Origin of the sequence: Streptosporangium sp. NPDC002524 (genome assembly GCF_040295985.1) — a bacterium.
Lineage (GTDB): Bacteria > Actinomycetota > Actinomycetes > Streptosporangiales > Streptosporangiaceae > Streptosporangium.
Genome location: NZ_JBEOWK010000013.1, coordinates 163,241 through 182,821 on the forward strand (window position 1 = coordinate 163,241; position 19,581 = coordinate 182,821).

17 protein-coding genes are annotated in these 19,581 nt (G+C 72.0%); 12 read left to right on the forward strand and 5 right to left on the reverse strand.

Annotated features, from left to right (window positions below):
* Positions 1-26 precede the first annotated feature (26 nt).
* Positions 27-1,022: an SURF1 family protein gene (locus tag ABT053_RS23295; RefSeq protein WP_350971242.1), complete on the reverse strand. Its 996-nt coding sequence runs from the start codon at positions 1,020-1,022 to the stop codon at positions 27-29.
* Positions 1,023-1,154: 132 nt separating this feature from the next.
* Between ABT053_RS23295 and ABT053_RS23300 the strand changes: the two genes are divergently transcribed.
* Both ABT053_RS23300 and ABT053_RS23305 read left to right on the forward strand, forming a co-directional pair.
* Positions 1,155-1,331, forward strand: coding sequence for a hypothetical protein (locus ABT053_RS23300; RefSeq protein WP_350971244.1), 177 nt, complete (start codon positions 1,155-1,157; stop codon positions 1,329-1,331).
* A 354-nt stretch (positions 1,332-1,685) separates the two neighbouring features.
* Entirely contained in the window at positions 1,686-3,149 is a 1,464-nt protein-coding gene (locus ABT053_RS23305; protein WP_350971245.1) for a flavin-containing monooxygenase, read from the forward strand.
* 321 nt (positions 3,150-3,470) lie between these two features.
* Here ABT053_RS23305 and ABT053_RS23310 read toward each other — a convergent pair whose 3' ends face one another.
* Positions 3,471-5,225 (reverse strand): gamma-glutamyltransferase family protein, encoded by a 1,755-nt coding sequence (locus ABT053_RS23310; protein WP_350971246.1) that lies wholly within the window; start codon positions 5,223-5,225, stop codon positions 3,471-3,473.
* 130 nt (positions 5,226-5,355) lie between these two features.
* Here ABT053_RS23310 and ABT053_RS23315 point away from each other — a divergent pair, with 130 nt between their 5' ends.
* The 6 genes from ABT053_RS23315 to ABT053_RS23340 all read left to right on the forward strand — a co-directional run bounded on the left by ABT053_RS23315 (position 5,356) and on the right by ABT053_RS23340 (position 11,237).
* Positions 5,356-6,483: a sensor histidine kinase gene (locus ABT053_RS23315; protein ID WP_350971248.1), complete on the forward strand. Its 1,128-nt coding sequence runs from the start codon at positions 5,356-5,358 to the stop codon at positions 6,481-6,483.
* Positions 6,480-7,127, forward strand: a complete 648-nt coding sequence (locus ABT053_RS23320) for a response regulator transcription factor (RefSeq protein ID WP_350971249.1) — start codon at positions 6,480-6,482, stop codon at positions 7,125-7,127. The genes ABT053_RS23315 and ABT053_RS23320 overlap by 4 nt, the downstream gene beginning before the upstream one ends.
* Before the next feature lie 93 nt (positions 7,128-7,220).
* Complete coding sequence (locus ABT053_RS23325; RefSeq protein ID WP_350971251.1) at positions 7,221-7,844, forward strand: Uma2 family endonuclease; 624 nt, start codon at positions 7,221-7,223, stop codon at positions 7,842-7,844.
* A 104-nt stretch (positions 7,845-7,948) separates the two neighbouring features.
* Positions 7,949-8,230: an SHOCT domain-containing protein gene (locus tag ABT053_RS23330; protein WP_350971253.1), complete on the forward strand. Its 282-nt coding sequence runs from the start codon at positions 7,949-7,951 to the stop codon at positions 8,228-8,230.
* Between the two features lie 359 nt (positions 8,231-8,589).
* Positions 8,590-9,603: a sulfite exporter TauE/SafE family protein gene (locus ABT053_RS23335; protein ID WP_350971422.1), complete on the forward strand. Its 1,014-nt coding sequence runs from the start codon at positions 8,590-8,592 to the stop codon at positions 9,601-9,603.
* A gap of 221 nt (positions 9,604-9,824) precedes the next feature.
* Positions 9,825-11,237, forward strand: coding sequence for a tetratricopeptide repeat protein (locus ABT053_RS23340; protein WP_350971255.1), 1,413 nt, complete (start codon positions 9,825-9,827; stop codon positions 11,235-11,237).
* A gap of 142 nt (positions 11,238-11,379) precedes the next feature.
* On the opposite strand, the gene ald is transcribed toward ABT053_RS23340, so the two are convergent.
* Both ald and ABT053_RS23350 read right to left on the reverse strand, forming a co-directional pair.
* Complete coding sequence (gene ald / locus ABT053_RS23345) at positions 11,380-12,495, reverse strand: alanine dehydrogenase (protein WP_350971257.1); 1,116 nt, start codon at positions 12,493-12,495, stop codon at positions 11,380-11,382.
* A gap of 283 nt (positions 12,496-12,778) precedes the next feature.
* On the reverse strand, positions 12,779-14,173 hold the full coding sequence (locus tag ABT053_RS23350) for an aspartate aminotransferase family protein (protein WP_350971259.1): 1,395 nt from the start codon (positions 14,171-14,173) through the stop codon (positions 12,779-12,781).
* 281 nt (positions 14,174-14,454) lie between these two features.
* On the opposite strand from ABT053_RS23350, the gene ABT053_RS23355 reads away from it, so the two are divergent.
* From ABT053_RS23355 to ABT053_RS23370, 4 genes are all read left to right on the forward strand, one after another.
* Positions 14,455-15,801 (forward strand): M20/M25/M40 family metallo-hydrolase, encoded by a 1,347-nt coding sequence (locus ABT053_RS23355; RefSeq protein WP_350971260.1) that lies wholly within the window; start codon positions 14,455-14,457, stop codon positions 15,799-15,801.
* 151 nt (positions 15,802-15,952) lie between these two features.
* Complete coding sequence (locus ABT053_RS23360; RefSeq protein WP_350971262.1) at positions 15,953-17,137, forward strand: helix-turn-helix domain-containing protein; 1,185 nt, start codon at positions 15,953-15,955, stop codon at positions 17,135-17,137.
* Positions 17,138-17,144: 7 nt separating this feature from the next.
* A complete protein-coding gene (locus tag ABT053_RS23365; RefSeq protein WP_350971264.1) occupies positions 17,145-17,456 on the forward strand; it encodes a 4a-hydroxytetrahydrobiopterin dehydratase in 312 nt (103 codons plus the stop codon).
* A gap of 26 nt (positions 17,457-17,482) precedes the next feature.
* Positions 17,483-18,364, forward strand: a complete 882-nt coding sequence (locus ABT053_RS23370; protein ID WP_350971266.1) for a bifunctional diaminohydroxyphosphoribosylaminopyrimidine deaminase/5-amino-6-(5-phosphoribosylamino)uracil reductase RibD — start codon at positions 17,483-17,485, stop codon at positions 18,362-18,364.
* 64 nt (positions 18,365-18,428) lie between these two features.
* Here ABT053_RS23370 and ABT053_RS23375 read toward each other — a convergent pair whose 3' ends face one another.
* On the reverse strand, positions 18,429-19,337 hold the full coding sequence (locus ABT053_RS23375; protein ID WP_350971268.1) for a hypothetical protein: 909 nt from the start codon (positions 19,335-19,337) through the stop codon (positions 18,429-18,431).
* Positions 19,338-19,581: the final 244 nt, after the last annotated feature.

Genomic DNA, 19,581 nt, shown 5'->3' on the forward strand with positions numbered 1-19,581 from the left:
CGGTTACCTCGGTCTTGGGGTTCGGTTCACGGGGCGGTGCGGGCTGGTAGGGCGGGGGTCTCCGGCTCGGCTCCCGGACCCGCCCCGGGATCGACGCCCCCGGCGGGGGAACCGGTGCCGGGGTCCCTGGGAGTGGCACCGGTGTCGGCGTCCCCGGAGCCGGTGTGCGCGTCCCCGGAGGCAGGACCGGCGTCCCCGAGGGCGGGACCGGCGTCCTCGGGGGCAGGACCGGCGGAGGAGGGCGCGCCGGGAGGATCCCCCGGAATGGGACCGTCGGGGGAAGGAGCGGCGGAGTCGCGCTCCCGGGTACGGCCGCGCAGCGCGTCGCGGACGAAGTGCCACCACATGAAGACCGCGAACAGCCCGAAGATCCACCACTGGGCGGCGTAGGCGAGGTTGCGCCAGGTGAGCCCGCCCGGCTCGGTCGGCGGAGAGACGCTCACCGGCCGGAGCGCGACCTCGGGGGCCGGTGACTGGGTGGCGGCGACCAGGAATCCGTCGCGCAGCCTCGTACCCCGCCAGACGTTGATCAGTTCGGCCGACGAGACGGTCAGCACCTGCCCCGGCGGCAGCCGCCGGACCCGGCGCTGGACGCTGTCGGTGGCCTCCGAGGGCCGCAGGCGCCCGCTCACGGTCACCCTGCCCCCGGCCGGAGCGGTGACGGCGGGATCCCCGGCCGTGGCCACCCAGCCGCGTACGACCGGGATGGAGGTGCCGTCGCCGAGGTCGAGCGGCGCGAGCAGCCACAGGCCCCCGTCGCGCTCGGCCACCAGGAGCTGCTTCGAGGCGTCGAAGGTGCCCTCGGCGGTCACCCGGCGGCTGACCTTGTCGGCCGTCAGGTGCTCTCCGGGCGCGGTGAGCGTGGCGACCGCCACGGGGGCCGGGTCGAGCAGCGACTGGGGCTTGCCGGACTCCTCGAAGACACCGAGCTGCCACCTGCCCAGCAGGCCGCACACGACGAGGGCTCCGACCGCGAGCAGGTGGAGCGCCACCACGCGGGCGGAGAAGAGGGTCCGGAGCATGACACCACGCTATCCGCCCCTGTCGCCGGTCCGGTCCCCAGCACCCGCCCTTGGCCAGGCACCGGGACATCCTTCCCGTGAAAGTGGACAAATCAGTGTTGGAGGGTATCCCGTATCGCTAAAGTCATCCCCATGTCTGATCCTCAGCCGATTGACCCCGCGGGCAACACCCAGGCGTTCCGTGCGTTCGCCCAGCGCAAGGACCCGGAGGCCGCTCCCGAGAAGCGGTCGCTCGCCCTGCCGATCACCGCGGCGGTGGTGGTCGCGGTGCTGGTCGTCGTCGCCGTGGCCGCGTACCTGCTGCTCTGAACGACCTGCCCTAAAGACCGGAGAGTCCGCAGCGCCGACGGCATCGCCCTCGGCGCTTTTCGCGTTCCCGAACGCCCCTTTCCAACGACCAGGCCCTTCCGGGGACGGAAGATACCGACCGGTCGGCCCGGAACGCTCCGTCACCTCCTAGGCTGGACGGCACGCTCCCCGCTCATTACATTGGACGAATAATCCAATAGATAACGAACACCACGAACGCCCGCGCCACCACCTCCCGAAACCACGGGGGACCGCGAGGGACCGGCGGGAGAGCGACCGAAGGCGCCGGAGGGCGGCAGGGAGCGACAGGGCGTGACGGGGCCGCCCGAGGGCGACGGGGAGCGAGGAGGCCCGGTGAGGACGAGCACGCATCCCGGGATCACGATCATCGGCTCCGGCTTCGCCGGGCTGGGCATGGCGATCAAGCTCAAGGAAGCCGGATACCACGACTTCGTCATCCTGGAGAAGGCCGGCGACCTGGGCGGGACCTGGCGTGACAACACCTACCCCGGCTGCGCCTGCGACGTCCCCTCGCACCTGTACTCCTTCTCGTACGAGCTCAACCCCCGCTGGTCGCGGATGTTCTCCCCCAGTGCCGAGATCCGCGACTACCTGCGGGCCTGCGTCGGGAAGTACGGTCTCGCCCCCCACCTGAGGTTCGGCGAGGAGGTCGTCGGGCTGGAGTACGACGACGCGGCGCGGCACTGGCGGGTGGACGTCGCCGGGGGCGGGACCTTCACCACCAACGCCGTGGTCTCGGGCACCGGCGCGCTGCACGTCCCGTCACTGCCCGCCATCCCCGGCCGCGAGAGCTTCGCGGGCCCGTCCTTCCACTCGGCCGAATGGGACCACTCGGTGGACCTGACCGGGAAGCGGGTCGCGGTCATCGGCACCGGCGCGTCGGCGGTCCAGTTCGTCCCACGGATCGCCGAACGGGTCTCCCGCCTGCACGTCTTCCAGCGCACTCCCCCCTGGATCCACCCCAAGCCCGACTTCCCCTTCTCCCCCCGGGCGAAGCGGATCCTCGGCCTGCCCGGCGCCGCCCGCGCGCTGCGCGACGCGATCTACTGGGCCCTGGAGAGCCGGGCGCTGGGCTTCGCCGTCGACCCGCGCCTGATGGGGGCCCACCGGGAGCTGGCCCTGCGCCACCTGGCCGCCCAGGTCCCCGACCCGGCGCTGCGCGCCAGGCTCACCCCCGATTACACGATCGGCTGCAAGCGCATCCTGATCTCCAGCGACTACTACCCGGCGCTGGCCAGGGACAACGTCGAGGTGATCACCGACGAGGTGCGGGAGATCCGGGAGGGCTCGATCGTCGACTCCACCGGCCGGGAGACCGAGGTCGACGTGCTCGTCCACGGCACCGGCTTCAGGGTCACCCCCGCGCTGGACGGGCGGCGGATCGTCGGCAGGCACGGCAGGAAGCTCCAGGACGCCTGGCAGGACGGCGCGCAGGCCTACTACGGCGTCACCGTCGCCGGGTTCCCGAACCTGTTCCTCCTGCTCGGCCCCAACACCGGCCTGGGCCACAACTCGGTCGTCTTCATGATCGAATCACAGGTCCGGTACGTCCTGGGCTGCCTGCGCCTGCTGTCCCGGACGAAGGTCAGGGCCCTCGACGTCCGCCCCGAGGCGCAGCGCGCCCACAACGACCGCCTCCAGGAGCGCCTGAACCGCCGCGTCTGGAACACGGGCGGATGCGGCAGCTGGTACCTCGACGAGCACGGCGTCAACAGGACCCTCTGGCCCGGCTTCACCTTCGAGTACTGGGCACGCACCCGCACCCCGAGACGCGAGGCCTACGAGCTGATCCCCTGACCACGTCCCCCACCCACGAGGCGACCGCCCCCGCGTCCACGGGGTTCACCGTTCCCGCCCCCGGCGCTCCCCCACCCCCGGCGTTCCCGCCACCACTCACGGCCGCGACCGACGTCACCGGTGCCACCACCGACACCACGGGACGCCGCCGAACACCACCGAACGCCACCGGAGACCACCGGACGCCCACCGGACGCACCGAAGCCCGGCCGCGCGGCTGGGACCGCGCCTCCGGGCTTCGGCGTCCGTTCGTACCTCATCGTGCCCGTCATCGTGCCCGTCGCCGCGCGTACCGGCGCGCGGGCGGGAAACTACGGGAACCTACCTGCGCCCGCTCACCACCAGCGCGCTGCCGCCGCCGCGGCGGGTCGGCTCCGCGACCGCCTGGAGCTTCCCGTGCCGCAGGAACTCCACCGCCGTGGCCGCGCCGATCTCGGGGTTCAGCACGAGGCTGTGGCCCCGGGCCGTGAGCTCGGCGCCGTAGCGGTCGATGAAGGCCTGCTCGGCCTGGGTCTGCGCGGTGTTGCGCTGGGTGGCCCGGGGCGCGGCGAGCGCCTCGGGGAGCGTCATGCCGAGGTCCCAGCGGTTGACCAGGATCTGCAGCACGGTGGTGATGATCGTCGAGCCGCCGGGGGAACCCAGCGCGAGCAGCGGCTTGCCGTCCTTCAGGACGATCGTCGGTGCCATCGAGGACCGGGGGCGCTTGCCGGGCGCGGGCAGGTTCGGGTCGCCCGGGGCCGGTCCGAAGGTGAAGTCGGTCAGCTCGTTGTTGAGCAGGAAGCCCCGGCCGGGGACGACGATGCCGTTGCCGCCGGTCGACTCGATGGTGATGTTGTAGGCGACCACGTTGCCCCACCGGTCCGTGACCACCAGGTGCGTGGTCTCCGGCCCCTCGGGCGCCGACGGGGTGGCCTCGGCCGAGGGCGCGGGCGCGCACGGCCCGTACGTCCCGTCGGGGTTGCCCGGGGCGGCCGGGCTCGTCAGCGCCCGCTCACCGATCAGGCAGGCGCGCTCCTTGGCGAACCCGTCGGACAGCAGCTCCTTGAGCGGGACGTTCGGGATGTCGCCCACGTACCTGCCCCGGTCGGCGAAGGAGAGCCTGGACGCCTCCAGGTACTCGTGCTCGCCGACCTTCGGCAGGGCCTCGAGGATGTTGAGCGCCTCGCCGACCGTCGAGCCCCCCGAGGACGGCGGCGCCATGCCGTACACGTCCATGCCCTTGTACGTCACCTTCGTGGGCGGCCGTTCGAGCGCCCGGTAGGCCTTCAGGTCGGCCAGTTCCATCAGCCCCGGCCGCACGTTGCGGGTGGAGCCCGGGGTGACCGGCGGCTTCTTGACGGTGGCCACGACCTCGGCGCCCAGCGAGCCGCCGTACAGCCACTCGCCGCCCTGCCTGCCGAGCCTGCGGTAGGTGTCGGCCAGCTCGGGGTTGCGGAAGGTGGAACCGACCGGCGGCGGGGCACCGCCCGGCAGGTAGAGCTTGGCCGTGGAGGTGAAGTCCTTGAAGCGGGCGGCGTTGGCGGCGGTCTGGTCGTAGAAGGTCTGGTCGACCTTGAATCCCCTGGACGCGACGTCGACCGCGGGCCTCAGCGCCTGGCGCAGCGAGAGCGTGCCGAACCTGCGCAGCGCCAGCTCCCACTGGGCCACGCTGCCGGGCACTCCCGCGGACAGCCCGCTGGTCACGGCCTCCTCGAACGGGATGCCCTCCAGGGAGGACGGCCCCATCGCCCTCGGCGCGGTCTCCCGGCCGTCGATCGTGTGGATCTTCTTGCGGCGCGCGTCGTAGTAGACGATGAACCCGCCCCCGGCCAGACCGGCCGAGTAGGGTTCGGTCACGCCCAGGGTGGCGGCCGCGGCGACCGCCGCGTCCATGGCGTTGCCGCCCTCGCGCAGCACGCCCAGCGCGACCTCGCTGGCTTCGAGGTCGACGGTCGAGACCGCGCCTCCGTACCCCTCCGCGACGGGTTTCTTCTCCGCCCGCGGCGCCTGTGGAGAGGCGGCCGCGGGTTGGACGAGCACTAAGGAACTTCCCACCAGGATCCCCGCCAGGGGGGTGGCGAATCGACGATTGATCATGAGACCTCCCGCAGACAGCTTGACTCAGCCCGTGAGCCTTGTCAGCCCCTTCCCTACCGCGGGGGATGTAGTACCTCATGCCTCACGAGATGGACGCGCTCCCCGGGCGGGCGCACGTACAGTGCTGAGCGTGCACGCCAAACCCCGCTGGGCCGAGTTGCTGCTCCCGCTGTTCGCGGGGGTCTTCCAGGTCATGGCCACCCGCGGCGTGCAGTGGTGGCAGGTCCACGACCCCGGCATGCTCAGGGTCCCGCTCGACCCGCTGGGCTGCGCGCTCGCGCTGGCCGGGCCCCTGGCCCTGATCGTACGCCGCCGCCGTCCGGTGCTCACCCTGGCGGTCGCGGTCGGCTCGACCATGATCTTCATCGGCCTCGGCTACCCCTACGGCCCGGTCTTCCTCAGCCCGATCATCGCGCTCCACTCGGCCGTGGTGAGCGGCCACCGGCGGGCGGCCTGGTCGGCGTGGGGCCTGGCCTACGCGTTCTTCGTGGTCTACACGTCCTGGCTCGCCCCCGTCCGTACGCCCGGCTGGCTCCACGACCTCACGGTGGGCGCGCTGATGGGCCTGGTCCTGGTGGTGGCGGAGTTCTCGCGGGCCAGGAGGGAACGGCAGGCCGAGCGCGAGCGGGTGGAGGAGGAGGAGCTGCGGCGGCAGGCCAGCGAGGAGCGGCTCACCATGGCGCAGGAGCTGCACGACGTGCTCGCGCACAACATCTCCCTCATCCACGTGCAGGCGTCCACCGCGCTGCACCTCATCGACGACCAGCCGGAGCAGGCGCGGACCGCGCTCACCACGATCAAGCAGGCGTCCAAGGACGTGCTGACCGAGATGCGGTCGGTGCTCAACGTCCTGCGCGACGGCGCCCCCCGCTCCCCCACCGCCGGGCTGGACCGGCTCGACGAGCTCGTCGAGCGCAGCGGGCTGCCGGTCGTCAAGGAGATCGTCGGCGAGGCCGGGCCGCTGCCCCCCGGTGTCGACCGGGCCGGGTACCGCATCGTGCAGGAGGCCCTCACCAACGTCACCCGGCACGCCCCCGGCGCGTCGGTCACGGTCGTGCTCCGCTACGACCCCCGCGCGCTGACCGTCCAGGTCACCGACACCGGCGGCGACGCCCCCGGGGAGAGCCTGGGCAGCGGGAACGGTGTCCCCGGCATGCGCGAACGGGCCGCCGCCCTCGGGGGGACGCTCACCGCCACGCACCACGGCCGGGGCTTCCGCGTCGAGGCCCGGCTGCCGATCCCGGAGGAGCCTCAATGATCAAGATTGTCCTCGCCGACGACCAGGCCCTCGTACGGGCCGGGTTCCGTGCCCTGCTGGACGCGCAGCCGGGGATGACCGTGGTGGCCGAGGCCTCCGACGGGGCGCAGGCCCTGCGGCTGGTCGCCGAGCACGAGCCGGACGTGGTCCTGATGGACATCCGCATGCCCGGCATGGACGGCCTGACCGCCACCCGCGAGATGCCCCCCGGGCCGAAGGTCATCATCCTGACGACCTTCGAGCTGGACGAGTACGTCTTCGAGGCCCTGCGCGGCGGCGCCAGCGGCTTCCTCGTCAAGGACACCGAACCGGCCGAACTGATCCAGGCCGTCCGGGTGGTGGCCGAGGGCGACGCCCTGCTCTCCCCCGGCGTGACCCGCCGCCTGATCGCCGAGTACGCGAGCCGCGCCAAGGAGCCGCACCACACCCGCGACCTCGGCCTGCTCACCGACCGCGAGCGCGAGGTCCTCGCCCTGGTCGGCACCGGCATGACCAACGACGAGATCGCGGGCGAGCTCTTCATGAGCCCCGCCACCGCCAAGACCCACGTCAGCCGGACCATGATGAAACTCCACGCCCGCGACCGCGCCCAGCTGGTCGTCATCGCCTACGAATCCGGCCTCGTCCGCCCCGGCTGGATCTGACGTACCAGATCCCGGTAAAGGCTCGTGCGTGCCCGCCCCACTTGCGATACTCAACGTGTTCACCAGAACACGAAGGGACATATCGTCATGGTCATGACATCGCGACGGAGCCACGCCAAGCTGCGCCCCTCCCCCGAGACCTCGTCCCAGCCCCTGCCAGGAACGGCGCGCGAACTCTTCGACGCGCTCCCGCAGCTTCCCGGGCTGCGGACCGAGATCATCGACGGGAGACTCATAGTGAGCCCGGTGGGCACCCCCGAGCACAGCTGGCTGGCGATGCTTCTCGCATACGAGCTACATCCACTTGTCATCAAAAATGGCTGGCGCTCCTACCCGGGCAACGTCGACGTCTGCATAGACGGGCCACGCGACCCGGTCGAGCCCGACTTCGTCCTGGCACCCGCCGACTGCCCGCGCCGGGGTGCCCGTGAGCTGCGCTCCTCCGGTCTCCTCATGGTCGCCGAGATCGTGTCCCCCGGGAGCACCGTCGACGACCGCGACCGCAAGCCCCTCATCTACGCCTCCGGCGGTGTTCCCGTGACGCTCCTGATCGACCCGGTGGCCGCGCCCGCCACCGTGACGGTCCTCAGCGACCCCAAGGAGGGCGAGTACCGCACCTCCACCCGGGTCGAGATGGGCTCGCGCCTCCACCTCCCCGAGCCGGTCGATTTCCCCCTCGACACCTCGGTCTTCACGGACACCCGGGCCGCGTCATGACGGGCGGGGCGTACGCCACGGGCGGTAGGGCGGGATCAGCCGACGGGTCGATTCGCGGCGGGCGTCGCGAGAGGAGGGTGGAGGACGTCTAAGGAGGTGAGGGCATGGACGTCCTCTCGATGGCCCCCCAGTGGGGGCCCGGACCGTGGTGGCCGGTGTTCCCGGCTTTCTGGATCGTGTTCTGGATCGTGCTGGGGACGCTCGCGTTCCGGGCCCGGCGCAACGGACGGGGACCGTGGGGAGCCCGCCGCGCGTCCCCCGCGACCCCGCCGCCCGGCCCGACCGTGGCGGCGGAGCAGATCCTCGCCGAACGGTACGCACGCGGCGAGATGAGCGGCGACGAGTACTTCGAGCGCATGTCGGTGCTGCGGAGCGGTGTCGCCTGAGCGCGACCCCATCAGGCCGCGACGGCGACAGGACCGGCGGAAGGCACGGATCCCGTCCCCACATAGGCGGGTGCTCTCTCGCGGACCCGGACCCCATGCGCGGGCGCCCTCCTACGCCCCCGTCCCCATACGTGAGCGGGGCGGCGGGCGGGCGACGTGGCTCGCGTCCCGGGGTGCGAGCCGGTCGCCGGGACACCTGGACATCCGGTAAGGGCGGCGTGCGCGCTCGGTAAGGAAATATCACCTTCGGTTACCCTTCGGCGAGATTACGTTGGGTCCGTGGGGATCTGGATGGTCACCGGGAACGTCCGCTGAGCGCGGGACCGGCCGCGCTGTTCGCCGGAGGGCTCGCCGCGGGACTGGTCGCGGGTACGGCCTCGTGCGCGGCCGTGCAGGGCGGCCTGCTCACCGGCCTCACCTCCCGCACCTCCCGCAGCCGCGCGACCGGGTGCGGCGGGGCCGGGGCGGGCCTCTCGGGCCCGGCGGTCGTCGCGCTGTTCCTCGCCGGGCGCCTCGGCTCCCACCTGGCGGCCGGAGCCCTGCTCGGGCTGGCCGGGTCCGCGGTGCGGCTGGGACCTCAGGTCAGGGCCGCGCTGCTCGTCGCGGCCGGGATCGCGGTCGTGTTCTTCGGCGTCCGCATGTTCGGCCGAGGACCGGAGGACGGATGCCACCCGGACGCCCCGCCGAGGAGGCGTACGTCCTGGCGTGGCCGCGTGTCCGGGATCGCCGCCCCCGCGCCCAGGGCGCTGGCGCTCGGGGCCGCGACGGTCCTGCTGCCGTGCGGGGTGACGCTCAGCACCGAGATGGTCGCGGTCTCCAGCGGGTCGGCGCTGGGCGGGACCGCGGTGATGGCGGGGTTCGTGGTGGGGACGGCTCCCGCGTTCGCCCTGCTCGGGCTCGCCCTGCGGCGGGCCGCGACGGGCAGGCTGGCGGCGCTGGCGGGGGTCGTCGCGCTGGCGGCGGGCCTGTGGACGATCTCCTCGGGGCTGAGCCTCGGGGGGTGGCTCCCCGGATCCGGCGGCCCGGCGATGGCGGCGGACGGCCCGGCACGGCCCACGGGCGCCCAGGCGGAGGGAACGGCGGACCACCAGGGAGGCGCGGCGGGAGCGGCCGTACGCGTCGGCGGCGTCCAGCGGGTCGAGGTGCGGGCCACCGGCCACGGTTACCGGCCGGGCGTGGTGACCGTCCGCGCGGGGGTTCCCACCGACCTCGTCTTCCGTCTCGAAGGCATCCCCGGTTGCACCCGGACCCTCACGATCGACGGCCGCGACGTGGTGCTGCCCGCCACCGTACGGCTGGGCGCGCGGGAGGCCGGTTCCCTGCGCTACGTCTGCTCGATGGGCATGTACGTGGGGTTCGTGCGCTTCGTCTGAGCGCCGGGACCCGGGCGGCGGACCACCGGCCTGGACACGACGAACGGCCCGGACACGACGAGCGGATCGGCCAATGGATCGACGACCGGACCGGTGACCGGACCGGTGACCAGACCGGCAAACGGGTCCGGCGACCGGAAGTCATGATTACCCTCCGCGACCGAAGGGTTACGTGGCACCCTGTGGTCTGTCGGCTGCGCGACGTCGGCGAGGAGGGTGACATGGGGTGGTGGCCTGACGAGCCGGAGGCGGCCGCGGGGTTGATACCCACCCCCCGGAGCACCGAGCACGAGAACGACACGGACGGCGAGACGGCGCTGCTGCTCGCCGCGCACGGCGGTGACGTGCAGGCCGCCCACCAGCTGGGCCGCCACTTCGCGCAGCGGGGCGACCGCTCGGCGGCGCGGCACTGGTGGGAGCGCGCGGCGGCGGCGGGAAATCTCGACAGCGCCTACAACCTGGGGATCTGGCACGAGAAGCACGGCACTCCCGCGGAGGCCGCGCGCTGGTACGAGCTGGCGGCGAACGCCGGGGACGTCGAGGCCGCGGTGAACCTGGCGACCCTCCTGCTGGACCAGCACGGCGACGTCCCCGCCGCCCGGCGCTGGTTCGAGACGGCGGCCAGGGCGGGCTCCCGCGCGGCGACCAGGCGGCTCGCGCTGCTCTGCGAGGACGGCGGCGAGGCGAAGGCGGCCGGGGAGTGGCACCGCAGGGCCGCGATGGACGGCGACCTGGCCTCCGCCCACGACCTCGGGTTCCTCGCCTACGCCTCCGGCGAGGAGGACGAGACGCTGCGCTGGTGGGAGCTGGCCGCCCGGAGCGGCCACGCCGACGCGGCCTACCACCTCGGGCTGTTCCTGCAGGCCAACCGCGATCCCGAGGGGGCGGAGGCGTTCTTCAGGCTCGCCGCCAGGAACGAGCACCCCGGCGCCGCGTCCCAGCTCGGCGGGATCGCGCTCTCCCTCGGCGACCTGCGCACCGCGCGCGCCTGGTTCGAGCGGGCGGCCTGCACCGGCAGGATCGACGACCAGCGGACGGCCGGGTTCGTGTGCGTGGAGATGAGCGACGCGCGGGGGGCCGGGCACTGGTTCAGCCGGGCCGCGGCGGGCGGCGACCCGGAGGCCGCCTTCAACTTCGGCCTGCTGCTCATCGCCGAGCACAGCGACCTGCGGGGCGGGCAGCACTGGTTCCGCCAGGCGGCACAGGCCGGGCACCACCGGGCCGCGGTCGAGCTGGCCGCGCTGCTGTCGGCCGCGGGCTTCTCCCGCGAGGCGGAGCGGTGGCTCGCCGATCCGCCCGCTCCCCCGTGGGGCCGGACCACCGAGCCCGAGCTCGTCGCCCGCGCCGAACTCGCCGTGGCCGCCGTCGCCCGGCGGGGCGGCACCTCACTGAGGGTCGCCGACCTGACCGAGATCCTCGGCACCTGGGACCTCGTCACCCGTCCGCTGCGCGACCACACCGACGTCACGGCGTGGCTGACCGAGCGGAGCGGGCTGCCGTCGGGCGCGATCGAGCACCTGGCGTCCGTACGGGCCACGCTGCTGCGTCCCGGGGGCGCCCCCTGGCCGACCCCGGTGGAGATCGAGCACGTCCTGGTCACCGCCCGCGCCCTGCGCTCCGGCCGGTCGTCGTGACCGGCGCCGCCCCGCCGGAAGCCGCCCGCCTGTCGAAAGCCGTGCGTCCACCGGAAGCCGTGCGTCCACCGGAAGCCGTGCGCCCGCCGGAAGCCGTCCGTGCCCCGCGCCGGCCGGGCGCGGGACGTACGGAGGCCCCGGCTCAGGCGGCGATGACCTCGGAGACCGGCACGTACGGCAGGCCGAGGGCGATGGCGACCTGCTCGTTGGTGAGGCGTCCCGCGTGGGTGTTGAGGCCCAGCGCGAGGGAGGCGTCCCCCTGGAGGGCGGCCTTCCAGCCGAGACCGGCCAGCTTGACCGCGTAGGGCAGGGTGGCGTTGGTCAGCGCGTAGGTGGAGGTGTTGGCGACGGACCCCGGCATGTTGGCCACGCAGTAGAAGATCGAGTTGTGGACCTGGTAGGTCGGCTCGGCGTGCGTGGTCGGGCGGGAGTCCTCGAAGCAGCCGCCCTGGTCGATGGCGATGTCGACGAGCACCGAGCCCGGCTTCATGCGGGAGACCAGCTCGTTGGAGACGAGGGTCGGGGCCTTGGCCCCGGGGATCAGCACGGCGCCGATCACCAGGTCGGCCTCCAGGACCTCCTTCTCGATCGCGTACGAGGTCGAGACGAGGGTCTTGAGACGGCCCTGGTAGATGGCGTCGACGAAGCGCAGGCGGTCGATGTTGAGGTCGAGGACGGTGACGTCCGCGCCCATGCCGACCGCGATCTGCGCGGCGTTGAGCCCGGAGACGCCCGCGCCGATGACGACGACCTTGGCGGGGGCCACACCGGGCACGCCGCCGGGCAGCACGCCGCGCCCGCCGTTGAAGCGCATGAGGTTGTAGGCGCCGACCTGCGGGGCGAGCCGGCCCGCGACCTCGGACATCGGGGCGAGCAGCGGCAGGGTGTTGCCGACCTGGACGGTCTCGTACGCGATGCCGGTGACCTGGCGGTCGAGGAGGGCGTCGGTGCACTCGCGACCGGCCGCGAGGTGCAGGTAGGTGAAGAGCACCTGGCCGGGGCGCATGCGGTGGTACTCCTCCGCGATGGGCTCCTTCACCTTGAGGATCATCTCGGCCTGGTCCCACACCTCGTCGGCGGTGTCGAGGATCTTGGCCCCGGCGAAGAGGTACTCCTCGTCGGTGAGGTGCGAGCCGAGGCCCGCGTCGCGCTGGATGTAGACGTCGTGGCCGTGACGGACGAGCTCGTGCACGCCCGCCGGGGTCGCGGCGACGCGGTACTCGTGGTTCTTGACCTCGGCGGGCACGCCGATCTTCATGGGATTTCCTTTCGTTGTTCCGACGGAGTGGCACGGCGGGGTTTCCGCGGGTGCGGCGCGGTCTCGCTCCGGAGGGGCACGGGGCGGAGGCACGGTGTCCCGCCGGGCCCGTCGCCGGGCAGGCCGCCGGTCCGGTGGCGGACCGGCGGGTACGCGGTACGGCGGCGGGAGGGCACGAAGGACGCGGCGGGCCGGGAGGACCTGCACGGCACGGTCACCGGTGGGTGCGGCGCACCTCTCCGGGCCGCCCGTGGCGGTCCGGAGGCGGCGCGGCCGCGCGCGCTCAGAGGCGGCTCCATGCCTCCGTCAGCACCGAGTGGAGGATGGACTCGATCTCGTCGAACTCCTTGGGGCCGCAGATGAGCGGCGGGGCGAGCTGGATGACCGGGTCGCCCCGGTCGTCGGCGCGGCAGTACAGGCCCGCCTCGTAGAGAGCTCCGGACAGGAAGCCCCTGATGAGGCGCTCGGACTCCTCGGTGTTGAAGGTCTCCTTGGTGGCCTTGTCCTTGACGAGCTCGATGCCCCAGAAGTAGCCGGAGCCGCGCACGTCGCCGACGATCGGCAGGTCGCGGAGCCTCTCCAGGGTGGAGCGGAAGACCGGCTCGTTGCGGGTGACGTGGCCGAGCAGGTCCTCCCGCTCGAACAGGTCGAGGTTGGCCAGCGCGACGGCCGAGGACACCGGGTGGCCGCCGAAGGTGTAGCCGTGGGCGAACATCTCGGTGCCGTTCTTGAACGGCTCGAAGAGGCGCTCGGAGGCGATCATGGCGCCGATCGGCGAGTAGCCGCTGGTCATGCCCTTGGCGCAGGTGATGATGTCGGGGACGTAGTCGAACTTCTGCCCGCCGAACATGGTGCCGAGGCGGCCGAAGGCGCAGATGACCTCGTCCGAGACGAGCAGGACGTCGTACTCGTCGCAGATCTCGCGCAGGCGCTTGAAGTATCCGGGGGGCGGCGGGAAGCAGCCGCCCGCGTTCTGCACCGGCTCGACAAAGACGGCGGCCACGGTGTCGGGGCCCTCCATCTCGATGGCGCGGGCGACGCGCTCGGCGGCCCAGTAGCCGTACTGCTCGGGCGTCATGCCGGGCACGCCGGTGATCTCGTCGGCGCGGTAGTGGTTGGTGTTGGGCACCCTGACGGAGCCCGGGACCAGCGGCTCGAACATCTGCTTGAAGGCCGGGATGCCGGTGATCGACAGGGCGCCCTGCGGGGTGCCGTGGTAGGCGATCTGGCGGCTGATGACCTTGTGCTTGAGCGGCCTGCCGGTGATCTTGAAGTACTGCTTGGCGAGCTTCCACGCGCTCTCGACGGCCTCGCCGCCGCCGGTGGTGAAGAAGACGCGGTTGAGGTCGCCGGGGGTCTCGGCCGCGAGACGCTGGGCCAGCTCGACGGCCTTGGGGTGCGCGTACGACCACAGCGGGAAGAACGCCAGCTCCTGGGCCTGCTTGGCGGCGGCCTCGGCCAGCTCGCTGCGGCCGTGACCCGCCTGGACCACGAAGAGCCCGGCGAGGCCGTCGAGATAGCGCTTGCCGTGCACGTCGTAGATGTAGGAGCCCTCACCCCGCACGATCATCGGCACCTCGGCGCCCTCGTACGAGCTGTGCCGGGTGAAGTGCATCCACAGGTTGTCCTGCGCGGCCTTCATGAGCGAGGTCACGTCGGTGTTTTCAGGGTGCGTCATCACGATCTTCCCTCGTTGAGCTGAGCTTCCCCCAGTCTGCCTGCCAGAACAGCGCTTGCCAAGTGAAAACGTGGCATTAAAGTGCGAGAACCTCGGAATCCGCAAAACGTCTATGTAACAACGACGAAATCCGCGATCAGACGAGAAGGGTCTCCGAGCATTGCCCAAACCCCGGTTCCACTTGGCGGAACCCTGGTGTGCTGGAATCGTGCGCGAGAGCGGCCGTACCTGCGGTTGTGATCCAATAGGACGCACCAGATATTGAGATGCGGGGGAAAGTCGTGACTCCTGACGAGATCGAGAACGCCGTCACCGCCGGCATGCCCCAGGCGATAGCGGACCTCAAAAGGCTCGTCGCCATCCCGTCGGTGGCCTTCCCCGGCCACCCCGAGGAGCCCGTGCACGCGGCCGCCGCGACGGTCGAGGAGCTGCTGCGCAGCACCGGCCTGCCGCGCGTCCAGCAGTTCCCCGTCGAGGGCAGCTTCCCCGCCGTCTACGCCGAGGCCCCCGCCCCGCCCGGCGCGCCGACCGTTCTCCTGTACGCGCACTACGACGTGCAGCCCACCGGCGACCTCGCGCTCTGGCGCACCCCGCCCTTCGAGCCGACGGAGATCGACGGCGCGATCCACGGCCGGGGCGCGGCCGACGACAAGTCGGGCGTCATCTCCCACGTCGCGGCGCTCCGCGCCTTCCAGGGGCACTTCCCGGTCGGCGTCAAGGTCATCATCGAGGGCCAGGAGGAGTACGCCGGCGAGCGCCTGGAGTCCTTCGTCGAGCACAACCCCGAGCTGTTCCGCGCCGACGCGATCGTGGTCGCCGACACCGGCAACCCCCGGGTGGGCGACCCGGCGGTGACGACCTCGCTGCGCGGCATGGGCGCCTTCACCGTCGAGGTGCGCACCCTCAAGGAGTCGCTGCACAGCGGCTCGTTCGGCGGCGCCGCCCCCGACGCCCTCGCGGCGCTGATCCGGATGCTCGCCGCCCTGCACGACGACCACGGCGACATCCGCGTCCCCGGCCTGCCGCGCGGCAGCTTCCTCGGCTCCGGCCCGTCGGAGGAGGACTTCCGCTCCACCGCGGGCATCCTCGACGGCGTCTCCGCGGTCGGCTCCGGCTCGCTCGCCGACCGGCTGTGGGCGTCGTACGCGATCACGGTCACCGGCCTGGACGTGCCGACGGTCTCCGGCGCGATCAACGCCGTCCAGGCCGTCGCCAGGGCCAGGGTGACCGTGCGGGTGCCCCCGGCCGGCGACCCGAAGACCACCGTCGAGGCCGTCGTCGACTTCCTGCGGCAGGTCGCCCCCTGGGGCGTCCAGGTGGACGTCGGCGACTACACCATGGGGTCCGGCTACCTCGCCGACACCGGCGGCGCGGCCCGCTCCGCGCTGAACCGGGCGATGGAACGTGCCTTCGGCCGCCCCCCGCGCGACGTCGGCGCGGGCGGCTCGATCCCGCTCGTCTCCACCTTCGTCAGGCAGTTCCCCGCCGCCACGATCCTGCTCTTCGGCGCCGAGGACGACGACGCGGCGATCCACGCCCCCAACGAGCGGGTGAACATCGAGGAACTCCGCCGCACCGCCACCGCCGAGGCCCTCTTCCTCCAGGAGTACGGCTCCGCGGCGTTCTGACGGGTCCCCGGCGCGTCCCAGGACCAGCGAGCGCAAAGGGCGGCGGTGTGCGGTCGGATGCCCGCACACTTCCGCCACAACGCTGCGTGACCGCCCCCTGACAGTGAAAACTGGAGGAGACAAGCGGATTCCCACCTCCGTGAGGTGCCACGTGAACGAAGTCGCGCCCTGGGCCGCCCGCCTGCGAGCCGAGCGCCGTAGCCGCTGCTGGTCGCAGAGGGAGATGGCCAAACAACTCGCCGAGGCGGCCGACGACCGTGTCCGTGCCCGGCTGCCGACCCGGGAGTCCCTGGTCCGAAGCCTCAAAACCTGGGAGTCAGGGAAACATCGTCCGCGTGATCCCTACCCCCAGCTGTTCGCGCGAGCGTTCGGCGTCGCCGAGGCGGAGTTGTTCGGCGACGCCTGTGACACGGCGGAACAAGACCCGGGGCCGCTCCCGAGCAAGACCCCCCGGCTTGTCTCTCCCGACCTTGTCGGCTACTTCAGAGATCAGCTGATGATCCACTACCGCGCCGATGCCCTTCTTGGGCCCCGTTACCTCGTAGGTCCGGTCTGTTCCCAGTTCTCATCGATCATGGAGCTCGCGGGCGGTGCCGAGCCCGGACTGCGGCGTGAGTTGTTCCGGCTGGCGGCTGCCTACGCCGCGTTCGCCGGCTGGCTCTACCAGGACGCCGGCTCGACCGAACGAGCGTCGTTCTGGCTGAGTGCCAACCTGGAGGCGGCGCATCGCGCGCAGGACGTCCACCTGGTGAGCCACGCCCTCACCAACCGCGCAATGCTGTCGGCCGATCTCGGTGACTCCACCGCCGTCATAGACCTGACGGAGGCCGCACTCGCCGACCAGCACAGGCTGATTCCGAAAATGCGATTGCTCGCCCTACAGCAAGGTGCTCACGGGCATGCCCTCGCGGGAAATCAAGGCCACTGCGAACGACTCCTGGAGCAAGCCGAACGACTCGTCGGCATACTCGACGACGACCTTCTGGTGGGCGCCGCCTGCCGTACCCCTAACTACCTGCTGATCCAACGCGCGACGTGTTACGGACATCTCGGGCTCGCGCGGCAGAGCAGCGTGTTGTGGGAGGAGATCATCCCCGCCATGCCGGTCACCTCACGCCGGGACGTCGGGGTGTTCCGAGCCCGGCAGGCCGTCGCGCTCGCCGTGACAGAGGCCGAGCAGGCCGCTCAAGCGGCGCTGGAGGCTATCCAGGTCGCCCGGGAAACCGGGTCGGCCAGGTTGATCCGCGAACTGACCGGCTTACGCCCCCAGATGACAGCTTGGAAGGACAGCCGGGTGGGAAGAGATCTAGCGGAGAAACTGAGCGACCTCGCATAGTGGATCCATGACTATCCGCGATCCCCTGCCACAGGACGAAGTACGGCGCCGCCTTGACGCCCTAGACGGGTGGGAAGGAGACGCTCGCCAGATCGGCAAGACATTCGCGGTCGACTACGACTCCGCGATCCGAATCGTCGCGGGCATCGGCGAGGCGGCCATGAAGCTGGAGCATCGGCCCGACATCGATATCCGATGGGACCGCCTGCAAATCGTCATGACCACGCACACAGCGGGCGACGTGGTGACGGAGCTGGACTTCCTTCTCGTCGCCCGCATCGACCAGATCGCCGAGAAGCACGGAGCCGTAACAGCCTGATGGCCTCCTCCGCCGAAATCCGGGGGATGCGGCGCGCCATCGCCCTGTCGGCCCACGGGCTGGGCACCACCAGCCCCAATCCACCGGTCGGCTGCGTCATCCTGGACGCGTGGGGTCACCCCGTCGGTGAGGGGTACCACCGTCGCAAGGGCGAGGCACACGCCGAGGGGAACGCCCTGCGCGCGGCCGGTGTCGCGGCCCGGGGCGGTACGGCCGTCGTCACGCTGGAACCCTGCAACCACGTGGGACGCGCGCCCGCGTGCAGGCAGCTGCTCATCGAAGCGGGGATCGCCCGCACGGTCGTCGCCCTGATCGACCCGACGTCCCGGGGCGAGGGTGGAGTGACCGCGCTGCGGAACGCGGGAGTCGCTGTCGAGACCGGCGTACTGGCCGACGAGGCACGGCTCGTGCTCGGCCCCTGGCTCGGCGCGCTGGACCTGGGCAGGACGCTTGTCACGTGGGTGTACGTCACCGACGACGCCGGGACCTTCGGCGCGCTGGAAAGGGTTCCCGCCGCCGGTCGGCTCAGGATCGGCGCCGACGCGGTCCTCCGCGTGGACGGACACCTTGAGGAAGGCGTACCGGACGCTCACGGCGCGGGTGTCCTGCGCGTTCCGCCACGCCTGCCGGTCCTCGATCCAGCGGACACATTACGGGCGCTGTACGCGGACGGGGTCCGCTCCTTGCTGCTCGACGTGGGTCCGGATCTCGCCGGGCCGTTCGTCGCCTCCGGACTCGTCGATCACGTCGTCGCCTACCTCCCGGACGAGCCGTCTCCTTCCCGCGTTCCGGCGGGCGGGGAATCTTCGGTGGTTCCCGCCGACTTCCGCATCACCGGGATCGAGCGGGTGGCGGGGCACGTACGCGTACGTGCGACCAGGTTCGGCGCCACGGTCAAGCGCACGTGACGCGCCACCCCGGCCATCTCCTCGGGGGGCGCGTCACACGATGATCCTTCCGGCTCACCCCGGGTCAGACCGGGTCGACGAAGAGCAGGGGCATCTTCAGCCACATGTCGACGGTCACCTTGCCGCAGGCTCCCGGGCTGCACCAGGAGTCGCAGTTCGCCCAGGCGCCGGCCGTGATCACGTAGGGGCGGTCGGCCTCCATGAGGAAGCCCACCTTGAGCTCGGAGGGCGCGTAGCCCCCGTCCCAGCTCTCGATGGGCGCCCCGCCGCTGATGCTCCCGTTGGAGATCTGCGTGGTGGAGAGGTCGGCGACCGGGTTCCCGTTCTGCCAGACCCCCATCTCCAGCCCCCAGCGGAACCACGCCTCCCCGTCGCCCCAGAAGCTCGTCGGCCCCTCCAGCCTGGTCTGGTACTCGTACCTCAGGAAGGGCCGCACCTCGACGGTAGTGGCGGTCCGCGTCTCCAGGACGATCTCGAAGCCGTACGCCCCGTAGGCGTAGTCGGGCTCCCCGTCGATGGACTGCACCCTGACCGCGTACTCGTCGGCCGGATCGTCGCTGTACAGGGGGGATCCCCACGTGTTCCCGGTTCTCCAGTAGTCGTACGACTGCCCGGTGAAGATCAGCGTCTCCCCGCCCGGCGCGATCTCCGGGACGGCCGTCGCGGCGAACGACGACCGGGCGGCGTGTCTCCTCTCCGGTGACGAGGTGGAGTCGTCCGGTGAGGCCGGCTCCCGGGCGGCGAGGAGGCTCCGCGCCGCCTCCCGCCCGGCCTCGTCCTGGGTGACCAGCCGCTGGAGGGTCTCCCCGATCGCCCTTCGCGCGGCCTTGCTCGACGCCGCCCGCTCCCGCTGGACCTTCAGCCCGGCCTCGGCCAGTTCCTGCCGCGCCTGGATCGCCTTCCGCGTCTCGGCCTGGACGACCGCCTCGTCGCCGACCTCGACGATCCCCCGCCGTTTCCGCGCCTCCTTCATGCCAGCCGCCCCTTCCCGTCGTCCGGTGCCCGTTTCGAGAACTCCAGCGTCGTCCTGGGACGCCCGGCCGCACATGAGTACACCCGTACTCATCCGGTCCCGGCATGCTCTGGCCCATTCGGCCCCGGCATGCTTCGGGCTCACGAAGAGGGAGCGGCAGCGGGGTTTCCCAGGTCACCTCCGGCGGTCCGGGATTCCCCGCGACCGCCGCGGTTTCCGGTACCCGCGACGAACTCCGGCCGCG